The organism is Kribbella italica (assembly GCF_014205135.1).
GTDB lineage: Bacteria > Actinomycetota > Actinomycetes > Propionibacteriales > Kribbellaceae > Kribbella > Kribbella italica.
The window spans coordinates 3,697,860-3,710,387 of the sequence record NZ_JACHMY010000001.1; the positions used below are offsets into that span (position 1 = coordinate 3,697,860).

The 12,528-nt window shown below is 70.8% G+C and carries 11 protein-coding genes; 3 read left to right on the plus strand and 8 right to left on the minus strand.

Annotation, left to right across the window (positions count from 1 at the left end):
- Nucleotides 1–37 precede the first annotated feature (37 nt).
- Entirely contained in the window at nt 38–1,174 is a 1,137-nt protein-coding gene (locus HDA39_RS17060) for an FAD-dependent oxidoreductase (RefSeq protein ID WP_184796191.1), read from the plus strand.
- Here the strand turns inward: HDA39_RS17060 and HDA39_RS17065 are convergent.
- The 4 genes from HDA39_RS17065 to HDA39_RS17080 all read right to left on the minus strand — a co-directional run bounded on the left by HDA39_RS17065 (nt 1,155) and on the right by HDA39_RS17080 (nt 6,582).
- Nucleotides 1,155–2,441 (minus strand): hypothetical protein, encoded by a 1,287-nt coding sequence (locus HDA39_RS17065; RefSeq protein ID WP_184796192.1) that lies wholly within the window; start codon nt 2,439–2,441, stop codon nt 1,155–1,157. The genes HDA39_RS17060 and HDA39_RS17065 overlap by 20 nt on opposite strands.
- A 122-nt stretch (nt 2,442–2,563) precedes the next feature.
- A complete protein-coding gene (locus HDA39_RS17070; protein ID WP_184796193.1) occupies nt 2,564–3,871 on the minus strand; it encodes a hypothetical protein in 1,308 nt (435 codons plus the stop codon).
- 58 nt (nt 3,872–3,929) lie between these two features.
- Nucleotides 3,930–5,219 (minus strand): hypothetical protein, encoded by a 1,290-nt coding sequence (locus HDA39_RS17075; protein ID WP_184796194.1) that lies wholly within the window; start codon nt 5,217–5,219, stop codon nt 3,930–3,932.
- Between the two features lie 52 nt (nt 5,220–5,271).
- Entirely contained in the window at nt 5,272–6,582 is a 1,311-nt protein-coding gene (locus HDA39_RS17080) for a hypothetical protein (RefSeq protein ID WP_184796195.1), read from the minus strand.
- 53 nt (nt 6,583–6,635) lie between these two features.
- Here HDA39_RS17080 and HDA39_RS17085 point away from each other — a divergent pair, with 53 nt between their 5' ends.
- Nucleotides 6,636–7,661: an NUDIX hydrolase gene (locus HDA39_RS17085; RefSeq protein ID WP_337925773.1), complete on the plus strand. Its 1,026-nt coding sequence runs from the start codon at nt 6,636–6,638 to the stop codon at nt 7,659–7,661.
- On the opposite strand, the gene HDA39_RS17090 is transcribed toward HDA39_RS17085, so the two are convergent.
- Both HDA39_RS17090 and HDA39_RS17095 read right to left on the minus strand, forming a co-directional pair.
- Nucleotides 7,658–8,962, minus strand: coding sequence for a sigma-70 family RNA polymerase sigma factor (locus HDA39_RS17090; RefSeq protein ID WP_184796196.1), 1,305 nt, complete (start codon nt 8,960–8,962; stop codon nt 7,658–7,660). The two genes, HDA39_RS17085 and HDA39_RS17090, sit on opposite strands and share 4 nt — an antisense overlap.
- A 53-nt stretch (nt 8,963–9,015) precedes the next feature.
- Nucleotides 9,016–9,384, minus strand: a complete 369-nt coding sequence (locus HDA39_RS17095; protein ID WP_184796197.1) for a YciI family protein — start codon at nt 9,382–9,384, stop codon at nt 9,016–9,018.
- 178 nt (nt 9,385–9,562) lie between these two features.
- Between HDA39_RS17095 and HDA39_RS17100 the strand changes: the two genes are divergently transcribed.
- Complete coding sequence (locus HDA39_RS17100) at nt 9,563–10,996, plus strand: NAD(P)-binding domain-containing protein (protein ID WP_184796198.1); 1,434 nt, start codon at nt 9,563–9,565, stop codon at nt 10,994–10,996.
- Here HDA39_RS17100 and HDA39_RS17105 read toward each other — a convergent pair.
- Together HDA39_RS17105 and HDA39_RS17110 are read right to left on the minus strand one after the other, a co-directional pair.
- Nucleotides 10,989–11,195, minus strand: coding sequence for a hypothetical protein (locus HDA39_RS17105; RefSeq protein ID WP_184796199.1), 207 nt, complete (start codon nt 11,193–11,195; stop codon nt 10,989–10,991). The genes HDA39_RS17100 and HDA39_RS17105 overlap by 8 nt on opposite strands.
- A gap of 132 nt (nt 11,196–11,327) precedes the next feature.
- The gene (locus tag HDA39_RS17110) at nt 11,328–12,491 is read right to left on the minus strand and encodes a citrate/2-methylcitrate synthase (protein ID WP_184796200.1); all 1,164 of its coding nucleotides are present in this window, start codon (nt 12,489–12,491) and stop codon (nt 11,328–11,330) included.
- Nucleotides 12,492–12,528 lie beyond the last annotated feature (37 nt).

Genomic DNA, 12,528 nt, shown 5'->3' on the forward strand with positions numbered 1-12,528 from the left:
TGATAGTGCCAGCTGAACGGATGAAGAGGAGCGGCAGATGAGGGTGGCCATTGTCGGCGCGGGGATCGGCGGGCTCGCGCTCGCGCACGGACTGAGCGGCGCGGGCCTCGACGTCCGGGTGTACGAGCGGGATCCGTCGCCGCGGCATCGTCGGCAGGGGTACCGGATCCACATCAGCCCGGTCGGCGAGGAGGCGCTGGCCGCGGTGCTGCCGTCCGCCGTACGGCGACGCGTGATCGAGACGGCGACGCACCCGGGCGATCTCGTCTCCGGGTTCGACCGGCAGCTGCGGCCGACGTTCGAGCAGACTTTCCCGGGCGGTGGGCCGGAGACCGTGAGCGCGGTCGACCGGTACGCGTTCCGCCGGGCGCTGATGACCGGGCTCGACGCGCGACTCGAGTTCGGCCGGCCGTTCGAGAGCTACCGCGCGCTGGACGACGGCGTCGAGCTGCGCTTCGCCGACGGTACGACGGAAACCGCCGACCTGCTCGTCGGCGCCGACGGCGTCGGCTCCCGGATCCGGGGCCAGCTGCTGCCGTCGTACGAGGTGATCGACATCGGGATCCGCTGCGTCTACGGCAAGATCCCGCTCACCGACGAGCTGCGCGGCCTGGTCCCGCCGGCCTTCCTGCGCGGCTTCAGCTTCGTCAGCGACGGCCCCGGCGGGGTCGGCGCGGCGTTCGCGCCGGTGCTGTTCCGGACCCCGCCCGAGGAGTACGGCGACTACCTGATGGCCGTCCTGACCGGATCGCCCGAGGCACTCGGCCACTCCGACGAGCAGCTGTTCAGCATGCGGCCGGAGCAGCTGTGGGAGACCGTCACGGCGAAGACCGCCGACTGGCACCCGACCGTACGAAGGCTGATCGCCGCCGCGGACCAGTCGGCGGCCTTCCCGATCACGTTGCGCTCGAGCCTGCACATCGAGCCCTGGACGACCGGCCGCGTCACGCTGCTCGGCGACGCCATCCACCCGATGACCCCGGCTGCGGGCGCTGGGGCCAACACCGCGCTGTGGGACGCCGCCGAGCTGACCCGCGCGCTCACCGGGTCCGCCGGTCTCCACGACGCGCTCGCGGCGTACGAGCACGCCATGATCGAGAACAGTCAGCCGATCGTCACCGAGTCCCTGCAGAACGCGCGGCAGATGTTCGGGGTCACTGCACCGTCAGTTTGAAGACGGGGCTGTACGTCGCCTCGACGGTCAGGCCCGACGGGAGTGTCATCCCCGGCGTCCACCAGCGAAACTCGGCGGTGCCTCGGCGGTTGAAGGGGAAGGACAGGAGGCCGCGGCCCGAGGCGAGCGTCTTGTACGAGATGCCCTGCCAGACACCGCTCGGGTTCTTCCACTGGAGCGCGGCCTGCTGTGAGCCCTCGGGGTCGACGCGCAGGTAGGCCTGCGGCTGCGTGCCGAGCGGGATGACCGGCGTGATGAACTTCGCGTCCACGACGCGGGTGATCGAGCGGACCGGCTTCGCCGGCGAGGTGGCGCCGTACACGATCAAGCCGTCCGGGCGGACGATTGTCGCGCGGATGGCTCGGTACTCCCGAGCGCCCACGTTCGGCACGCTGAGGCGGTAGGCGCCCACGCTGTTCGGCTGCAGGACCTTCACGAAGGTCCACGCGGCGGTCGGGTTGTTGCGGGCTTCGAGCGTCATCGGACCGACGCCGTCGCTCCACTGGGTGAACCGCAGGCAAGTGTCCGGGTCACCACTGATGGTCCCGACGCCGTAGCCGACCGACAGGAGGTCGGTCTGCCCGTACCCGAAGCCGGTCCCCGAGCTGGCGCTGACCGCGACCTCGCTCACCGCGACCGACCCGCGCGCCTCCTTCGCGGACGGCACCGTGCCCCACTCGTTCGACGCCGCCACCTTGATCACGTAAGGGTTGGTCCGGCGGGCGATCTCCCCGCTCGTCGGCGTCGAGTTCGGCAGCGCGGTCGCGGCGCAGCCGCCACCTCCCGTCCCGTAGCCCTTCGCGGCGTACGACGGACCGGCCGCGACGTCCAGCGGGTCGTCCGGCGTCTGGTCGGCGCCGGCTGCCGGGACGCTCCAGCGGACGGACTCGTCCGGGTCGACCAGGGTCGTCGTCACCTTGGCGGGCTGCGGCAGGTACCGGTCGAACGCCGGCGACGCGGCCGACGCGACGGCGCCGTCCGAGACCACGATCGTCACCGAGTCCGCCGCGTCGGCGCTCGTGCCGATCAGCGCGCGGTCGACGAGCAGCTCGTTCGCGCCGTCGGCCGTGGTCGTGCCGAGCTCCTGGCCGGTGCTCAGCGTGATCGTGTTGGCGACGGGCGCGGCCTCGGTCCAGGTGACCTTGACCTTGCCGGCTTGCCAGCCCAGCGTCACCGCGCCGATCTCCCCCGCCGCGTGCGCCGGCGTACTCAACCCGGACAGGACCGCGACCGCGGCCGCCGCCAGGGCGATTCCCCTCTGTGCCATCCCTGCTCCTCACTAGACGTCTGCGAGAACAAAGATGCCGCCGGGCGCCCGCAAAGTTGCGTGCGGAACGAAGTTGCAGGCGGGGCCGGGGGATTGAGGGCACCGCCTGCAACGATCTCGGGTCAGCGGACGGTCAGGGTGAAGACTCCGCTGTAGGTGGCGTCGGCGTTCGAGGAGGCGGGGACCCACCAGCGGAACTGGGTGGCGCCGCGTTTGTTCCACGGGAAGGCGAGCAGGCCGCGGCCGGCGTACAGGGTCTTGTACGCGACGCCCTGCCAAGCGCCCGACGCGTTCTTGAACTGGAGTGCGGCCTTCTGACTGCCCGCCGGGTCGACCCAGAGGTACCCCTGCGGCTGGGTGCCGAGGTTGACCACCGGGTTGATGAACTTCGCCGACACCACGCGGGTGGTCGCGCGGACCGACTTGCTCGCGCCGGTCAGCCCGTACGACGCGGTGCCGCCGGAGACCGTGTTCACCCGGATCACGCGGTACTCACGGTGACCCGGGTTCGTCAGCACGGCGGTGTACTTGCCCTGGGCATCGGTCTTGGTAGTGCCGGCGGTGGTCCACGCCGCGGTCGCCGAGGTCCGCTGCTGGATGACCACCGGCTGGTTCGGCACCGGCTCGGTCAGCTCGTTGCAGCTCGGCGGACGGCCCGACTCGAACAGCGAAGCGCCGGTCAGCACCCCGGTCAGTGTGGTCTTCTCGCCGAGCTTCGTCGCGGCCGGACCGGTCATCGTGAGGCTCTTGGTCCTCCCGACGCCGATGATCGGCCCCTGGGCGCCGCCCCACTCGTTGTCGACGACCATCGACAGGTTGTAGACGTGGCCCGGGTTCGGCACCGTGCCGGTCGGGGTCGTGGTCTGCGGCAGGTTGATCGCGTCGCACCCGGGGATGCTCGGATCGTCGGTGCGGACCCGTTGCTGCGGTGCGTAGGTGTAGGTCTTCGGCAGGTCGAGCGGATCGTCCGGCGTACCGTCGGTCGTGGTGTCCGGCGCGACCGTCCAGCGCAGCGAGCCGTTGGCCTCGAACGCCACCGTGGTCGGATAGCCGCCGTAGTTGAACCGGTCGAAGTCGTCGGTCCGGCCCGGCGTGGCGGAGCCGTCACTGACCTCGATCCACACCTTGTCGGCCGGGTCGCCGCTGGTGCCCAGGCTCGCCGAGTCGTAGATGTACTCGTTGGCCTGCCCGGCCGTGGTGTGGCCGAACTCGTTCCCGCCCTCGCCGGCTTCACTGCGCAGGACCAGGGTGTTCGCCGCCGGCTGGGACTCGGCCCAGGTGATCCGGATGTTGGTGTGGTCGCTGTTGACCCACTCGACCTGGACGTTCGTCACGCTCGCGGCCCGCGCCGGACCGGCCGACGCGCTCTGCGCGCCCAGCACGCTCACCAGCGCCGCCGCCCCCGCGAGCGCGATCGATCTCTTCAGCATCCTCGTCCCCTTCGTCCGTACCAACCACGATGCACCCGGTCCGCGGAAAGTTGCGGCATCACCGGACGGTCAGCGTGAAGGCGTTGCTGTACGTCGCATCGGCGGCGGCCGTGGCCGGGACCCACCAGCGGAACTGGGTCGTGCCGCGCTTGTTCCACGGGAACGCGAGCAGGCCGCGACCGGCGTACAGGGTCTTGTACGCGACGCCCTGCCAGGCACCCGACGCGTTCTTGAACTGCAGCGCCGCCTTCTGCGTGCCCGCCGGGTCGACCCACAGGTAGGCCTGCGGCTGCGTGCCCAGGTTCACTGTCGGCTGGATGAACTTGGCCGACACCACGCGGGTGGTCGCGCGGACCGACTTGCTGCCGCCCACTCCCCCGTACGCCGCTGTGTCGAGCTGGATCGTCTCGAGCCGGATCACTCGGTACTCGCGGTGGCCGGGGTTCTTGATCACCGCGGTGTACTTGCCGCTGTTGTCGGTCTTGGTGGTGCCGACCGTCGTCCACGGCGCGGTGGGAGACGTGCGCTGCTGGATCACCACCGGCTGGTTCAGGACCGGCTCGGTGACCTGCTCGCAGGCCGGCGGATGGCCCGACTCGTACAGGTACGACCCGGTCAGCACCCCGGTCAGCGTGGTGGTCCCGCCGTACGGCGTCGCTGCCGGGCCGGCGAGCGTGATGCTCTTGGTGAACGTGACCGGGACGGAGGTGTACGCCGCCGTGCCCCACTCGTTGACGACGTCGAGGGAGAGGTTGTACGGCTTGCCCGGGTTCGGCGCGGTGCCGGTCGGGACGCTGGTCCTCGGCAGCTCGGTGTCCTCGCAGTCGTAGGTGCCGACCGGATCGTTGTCGACCCGCTGCCGCGGCACGTAGGTGTAGGCCTTCGGCAGGTCGAGCGGGTCGTCCGGCGTCCCGTCGACCGAGGTGTCGGCCTGCATCGTCCACTGCAGTTTGCGATCGGCGGTGAACGCCAGCTTCACCGATCCCCCGCCGTAGTTGAAGCGGTCGAAGTCCACCGACCGGCCCTTCGCGCCGGAGGCGTCCGCGACCTCGATCCAGACCTTCTCGGCCGGGTCGGTGCTGTTGAAGACACTGTCCGACCTGACCAGGTACTCGTTCGGCTGCGCGGCCGTGGTGGTCCCGAAGCCGTTCCCGCCGCTGCCGTTGGTCAGCGTGAGGGTGTTCGCGGACGGAGTGGACTCGGTCCAGGTGATCTTGACGGTGGTGTGCGTCGCGTCGGACCACGCGATCGTCACCGGGCCGATCCCCGTCCCGGCGGCGTGCGCCGGGACGGGGACGGCGACCGGTGTGGTCAGCAGCAGCGCGAGGCCGAGCGTTCGTTTCAGCATGTGTCCCCCAGAGTGGTCTTACCAAGCTCGATGCGGGACACGGCCGAAAGGTTCAGCGCACGGTCAGCGTGAACGCCGCGCCGTAGATCTCGTCGACGGTCGGAGAGCCCGGGACCCACCAGCGGAACTGGGTCACGCCCCGCTTGTTCCACGGGAAGGTGAGGAGCCCGCGGCCGGCGGACAGGGTCTTGTAGCTCAGGCCCTGCCAGGCGCCGCTCGCGTTCTTGAACTGCAGCGCCGCCCTCTGCGAGCCGGCCGGGTCGGCCCAGAGGTAGGCCTGCGGCTGGGTGCCGAGGGCAACCACCGGGTTGATGAACTTGGCCGAGACGATCCGGGTCTGCGAGCGGACGGCGACGGTCCGGCTGTCGGCGCCGAACCGGATCGCACCCCGGTAGTCGTCGGCGCGGGGCAGGCTGTTCGCGACGACGACCCGGTACTGACGGTGGCCGGGGTTCCTGAAGGTCGCGGAGTAGTTGCCCCGGACATCGGTCTTGGTGGTGCCGACGACCGTCCAGGGCTCGTTGTTGCCGGTCCGCTGGTGCACGACGACCGTCGTGTCCGTCCGCGCGCCCGAGTACTTCCAGCACACTCCGCGGTACTCCTCGATGTCGAGGACCGAACCCCCGACGTGCCCGGTGAGCGTGGTCGTCGCGCCGTACGAGGTCCGGCCCGGCTCGACGACCGACACGTCGTCGATCGTGTCCACCGGCACGGCCTTCACCGCGGCCGAGCCCCACTCGTTCACCCCGCCGACGATCAGCTCGTACGGGCCGTCCGGCTTCGCGATCGTGCCGGTCGGCGACGTGGTCGCGGTGGACGCCCCGCCGCAGGAGTTCGGGAACGGCCCGTGCAGCGGGTCCGGGTCGCCGGTCCCGTTGCCCCAGGTGACCTCGTACTTCGTCGGGCCGGGGAGGTCCAGCGGGTCGTTCGGCGTACCGTCGACGGCGGTGTCCACGGGCACGGTCCAGCGCAGCTGGTCGTACGCCGGGAAGCTCACCTGGATCGACGGTGGCGCGTAGACGTAGCTGTCGAACTCGACCGAACGCGCCTCGGCACCGTTCGGTCCGCGGACCGCGATCTGATGCTTTCCGTCGGCGGAGGTCCGGCCGACGGTTGCCGTGGGCAGCAGGGCCTGGTTCGGTGCGCCGGCAGCGACCGTGACCGGTTCCTCGCCGGGGATCTCGACCGTGTTGGCGACCGGGGCCGCCTCGGTCCAGGTGACCTTGATCTTGGTGTGGGTGGCGTCGGACCAGCTGATCTTCACGTCGCTGATCGGTGCCGCGGCCGAAGCCGTCGTGGGGAGCACCCAGGGGGCCGCCAGCAGTACGCCGGCGGCGGCCAGGGTGGGAAGGGTCCTGTTCACACCTGCTCGATGCATCGGAGGCCGATGAAGTTGCGTCGGGTACCGTTCCGGACGTGACTGGTGTGCCGCCGCAACCGACGCTGACCGACGGAGACCTCACGCTGCGCCCCTGGCGCGACGAGGACCTCGACATCGCGCACGGACTCGCCGACGACCAGATGGTCCGCTGGTTCGGCCTGGCCGGTACGCCGCCGCGGTCCGAGCTGGCCGACGCGGTCGAGCGGTCGCGGCGCGCGTACGCCGAGGAGCGGTCGGTGGTGAACTTCGTCGTCGAGCTGGCCGGCGAGACCGGCCCGGTCGGGACGGTCGAGGTCCGGCGGATCTCACCGGGCGTCGGCGCGGTCACCTGGACGACGTACAAGCCCTATCGCGGCCGCCAGATCGCGCGGCGCGCGGTCCGGGTGCTGGTGGTCTACGCGTTCGGCGAGCTCGGGCTCGACCGGCTGCAGGTCCACGTCGACCCGGACAACCGGGCCGCGGCGCGGGTCGCGATCCGCTCCGGTTTCCGGCGCGAGGGGCTGCTGCGCGGCGGCGCCGTCCTGCAGGGTGAGCGGCGGGACGTCGCGGTGTACGGGCTGCGGCGCGACGATCCGCGGGCCGACACGTTGTCCGGCTGGACCGCGCTGATGGACTCGGTGCTGCCGAAGAAGCGCGTGATCGCCCACGTCGTCGTACGGGATCCGGCCGGGCGTGTGCTGCTGTGCAAGGTGAGCTACAAGAAGGACCTCGAGCTGCCCGGTGGCGTGGTCGAGCCGGACGAGGACCCACTGACCGGCGCCCGGCGCGAGATGGAGGAAGAGCTCGGGACGGCCCTGCCGGTGCACGGCGTGCTCGCGATCGACTGGCTGCCGCGCTGGGAGGGCTGGGGCGACGCGATCGAGATCCTGTACGACGGCGGGGTGCACGACGCGTCGCTGCTCTCGACGCTGCGACCGGACGGCTTCGAGATCCTCGGCCTGGACTGGTACGCGCCGGAGGACCTGGCCGGGCTGGTCTCGCCCCTCAACGCGCGCCGGCTGCCGGTCCTGCTGGCCGACCCCTCTGTACTCCACAACCTGCGCGACGGGTCGCCGTACTAGTCCGGAACAGCATCGCCGTGCGTGGTCGGCAACGATGCCCGCCGACGACTCAGGAAACGTTGCTCGGCGCCGTTCGCGGTCAGTGCGATCGCCGCGTCGTACTCGCGTGCGGCCTCGTCCGGCCGGCCCAGCCGGGCCAGGACGTCGGCGCGCGCGGCCGGCAGGTAGGCGTACGCCTTCAGTGCCGACTCCTTGCCCAGGGCATCCAACTCGCCGAGGACCTCGGCCAGGTCCGCGCCCGGGACCAGGCTCTGCGCCGCCGCCCGGTTGAGCGCGACGATCGGCGACGGCCAGCCGACCAGCATCGCGTCGTACATCCGGACGACCTGCACCCAGTCGGTCCGCTCCCAGCTCGGCGCGGTCACGTGCAGCCCGGCAATGGCCGCCTGCAAGGCGAATCGGCCGGGCCCCGGCGACTGACCGCCGGTTGCTCTGGCGCTCCGCTCCCCCTGCCGCAGTGCCGCCGTCGCGCGGCTGACGCCTTCGGCGAGCATCTTGATGTCCCACCGCGAGCGGTCCTGGTCGGCGAGCAGCACCAGTTCGCCGTCCTCGCTCACCCGCGCGTCGCCTCGCGCCTGCGTCATCAACAGCAACGCCAGCAGGGACTGCGGCTCGGGCTCGTCAGGCATCAGCCGCACCAGCAGTTGTGCCAGCTCGATCGCTCGCCCGGTCAGGTCCGCCCGCGTCAGCTCCGGCCCGGCCGCGACGTGCCCGGCGGTGTAAACAAGCTGCACCACCGTCAGTACGACGTCCAGCCGGCTCGCAAGCTCGTCGTCGGCCGGAATCCGGTACGGGATCCCGGCCGCGGCGATCTTCTTCTTCGCCCGGGTGATCCGCGCCGCCGCCGTCGCCTCGCTGATCAGCAGGCCCGCCGCGACCTCGCGCGTCGTCAGGCCGCAGATCAGGCGCAACGTCAACGCCACCTGGGCGTCCCGCGCCAGCGCCGGGTGGCAGCAGGTGAACACCAGCCGGAGCGGGTCGGTCGGCTGGTCGTCTGCCTGACCGCCGTACGCCGTACTGCCGACCTCCTCGACGAGCAGCGGGAGCTTGCGCCGCAGCGTCGTCTCGCGGCGGAGCTTGTCCAGCGCGAGCCGCTTGGCGACGGTCGTCAGCCAGCCGGCCGGGTTGTCCGGGATCTGCTCGGGCCAGGTCCGCAGGGCACGGACGAAGGCCTCCTGCGCACAGTCCTCGGCGAGATCGAGGTCGCGCGTCACCCGCACGGTCGAGGCCAGCACCACCGACCAGCACTCCCGGTGCGCCGCCTCGACCCGCTCGGCCACCACCCGAGCACTTGCTCCCACCCTGCAGCTCCTCTCGTGGTGGGGTCCCCGGCGGGGACCCCACCGACAAGCACCTACGCCGGCGGCGCGGCGCCTTCCGAGGTGTCCATCACCGGACGGACCTCGATGTTGCCCGACGGGACGAGCTTGGCCAGGGCCAGCGCCTGGTCCAGGTCCTTGGCCTCCACGATGTAGAACCCGCCGAGCGCTTCCTTGGTCTCGATGAACGGGCCGTCGGTGACCAGCGGCTCACCCTCGCCCTTCTTGATCGTGCTCGCGGTCGACGACGGCAGCAGCGCCTCGCCGCCGACGACCCGTGCCCCCGCCGCTTCCACAGCCGCCATGAACTCGGTGTGCAGCTTCATCTGCTGCTGCCACTCCTCGGCGGTCACCTGGTCGTACCACTCCTCGCTGTCGAAGAGCATGAACATGTACTGCGCCATCACGGGCTCCCTCGTTGTGGGGTTCTACTGACATCTTGCTGACGATCGCGCCCGGGCGGAATCGACAAAGCCGTTCGGCAACTTTGCGTGTGGGTCACGTGACCCGGGGTGCCCGGGCGTGGCGTATTGTTGACGAAGCACTCAACAAGCGGCCCCCGGCCGCGGCAGGGAGGCACGCGTGGAGCACCTGGACGTCCTGATCGTCGGCGCCGGCCTGTCCGGCATCGGTGCGGCGTACCGCCTGCAGACGCAGAGCCCCGAGCGCTCGTACGCCGTACTGGAGGGGCGCGAGGACCTCGGCGGGACCTGGGACCTGTTCCGCTACCCGGGGATCCGGTCGGACTCGGACATGTTCACGCTCGGCTTCCCGTTCCACCCGTGGACGGCGGCCAAGGCGATCGCGGACGGGCCGTCGATCCTGCAGTACCTGCGCGAGACCGCGTCGACGTACGGGATCACGTCGAAGATCCGCTTCGGGCGCCGGGTCGTGTCGGCGTCCTGGTCGACGGCCGACGCGCGGTGGACGGTGGAGACGCCGGCGGAGTCGTACACGTGCAACTTCCTGTACGTGTGCAGCGGCTACTACGACTACGACAGCGGGTACGTCGTCGACTTCCCGGGCCTGTCGTCGTACGAGGGGCGGGTGGTGCACCCGCAGCACTGGCCGGACGATCTCGACTACACCGGCAAGCGCGTCGTCGTGATCGGGAGCGGCGCGACGGCGGTCACGCTGGTGCCCGCGATGGCCGGGCGGGCCGAGCACGTGACGATGCTGCAGCGTTCGCCGTCGTACATCGCCTCCCGGCCGGCCGTTGACGCGGTCTCCGACCGGCTGCGCGCTGTCCTGCCGGAAGGGCTCGCCCACCGCGTGATCCGTGGGAAGAACGTGGCCTTCAGCTCCCTTGCGTACGGCGCCTTCCGCCGTTTTCCCGCTCACGCCGCGGCCTTCCTCAACAAGGCGGCGGCCCGCCAGCTCCCGTCGTCGATCCCCGCCGATCCGCACTTCGTCCCGCGCTACAAACCGTGGGACCAGCGGCTGTGCCTGGTCCCGGACTCCGACCTGTTCCGGGCCTTCCGCAAGGGCAGCGCGTCGATTCAGACCGACGAGATCGACACCTTCACTCCCGACGGCATCCTCCTGCGGTCCGGCGAACACCTCCCCGCCGACGTCGTCGTCACCGCCACCGGCCTGAAGATGGTTGCCCTCGGCAAGATCGCGTTGACCGTCGACGGCCGCGCCGTTTCCGTCGGCGACACCTTCGTCTACCGCGGCATGATGCTCAGCGGCGTGCCCAACCTCGCCTGGTGCATCGGCTACACGAACAACTCCTGGACCCTGCGCTCCGACCTCACGTCGCAGTACGTGTGCCGGCTGCTCAACCACATGGCGCGCACGGGGACAGAGGTCTGCCTCCCCGAGATCGCCGCCGAGGAGTACACGAAACCCGCCCGCCCGGTCGTCGACCTCACCTCCGGCTACATCCAGCGCGCCGCCGCGCTACTCCCCCGCCAGGGCACCACGGGCCCATGGCGCCTCCGGCAGAACTACCCGCGAGATCTGGTGGCCCTCCGCTTCGGCAAGCTGACCAACCCGGATCTCCACTTCAGCTGAGGTCCTGCACGTCGCGGACGACGCCGACCAGGCGTGGGCCGAGGCGGCGCCGGGGATCGCTTACCTGGAAGGGCAGATCGCCACGTACGGCGGACGCGGCGACCTGCCGGAGCCCCGGCGGGACGACTACTTGGTGGGGACGCCTGAGGAGGTGTCGGAGCGGCTCGTCGCGCTTCACCACGACGTACGGTTCGAGCATTTCGCGCACTGGGCTCGGCTGCCGGGACTCTCGCACGTCCGGGCGATGGAGAGCCTTGAGTTGATCGCCAGTGAGGTCCTGCCTGGGGTCATGGGGCAACTCCGAGGCCGCGGAAGTGCTTGAGCCGCCCCGTCAGCTGATCGGCGCGGGTGGGGGCGGGCCGACGTACCGGGCGGCCGGGCGAATCACCTTGCCCTCGTCCGCCTGCTCCAGAATGTTGGCGGTCCAGCCGATCACCCGGCTGGTGGCGAACGTCGGCGTGAACATCGAGCGCGGCAGCCCGCACAGCTCCATCACCACACCGGCGTAGAACTCGACGTTGGCGTACAGGTTCCGCCCGGGCTTCAGCTCGGCCAGTACGTCGACCACCGTGCGCTCGACCGTGACCGCGAAGTCGACGAGGTCCCCGCCGAAACCCTGCGCGATGTCCCGGAGCATCAGCGAGCGCGGGTCGTCGGTGCGGTAGACGGCGTGGCCGAAGCCCATGATCCGGTCGCCGCTCGCGACCTTCGCCCGGACCCACGCGTCCGCGCGGTCCGGCGTACCGATCTCGTCCAGGCTGGCCAGCGCTCGATCCGGCGCGCCACCGTGCAACGGACCCGAGAACGCACCGAGCGCTCCGGCGACGGCCGACACCACGTCCGCCCCGGTCGACGCGATCACGCGCGCGGTGAACGTCGACGCGTTGAACCCGTGGTCGATCGTCGCGATCAGGTAGCTCTCGATCGCCGCGACCTGCTGCGCGGACGGCTCTTCGCCGTTGACGAGGTAGAGCCAGTTCGCCGCCGCGCTGAGGTCGTCGCGCGGTTCGAGCGGCTGATCGCCCCGCCGCAGCCGGTGCAGGGCCGCGAGGATCGTTGGCGTCACCGCGCACACCAGCATGGCGTCGGCCTTGCGCCGCGCCCGGTCGACGTCCCACAACGGCGGCAGGTCGCGCGCGGCCGCCAGGACCGACAAGGCCGTCCGCAGTCCGGCCAGCGGCTTCTCCCGTACGCCGGCCGCCGCGCCTGCCGCGGCAACAGCGGGCAGGATCTCCCGCACTTCGTCCGGCAGCACCCGCAGCGGAGCGACCTCGGCCAGGAACTGCTCCCGCTCCCCCGCGGTCGGCAGCCGACCCTCGAGCATCAGGAACCAGACGTCCTCGACCGTCTTCGTCTTCGCCAGCTCGATCGCCGAGTACTGGCGGTAGTGGTAGAAGCCTTCGTCACCGCGTACGTCGCCCAGCTCGGTCTCCGTCACGACGACGTTCCGCAGCCCGGGCGGGACCTCGAAGAGTTGATCCACATTGATTGACATGGATTCAAATTGATCGCTGAATCCACTATTGTCAATG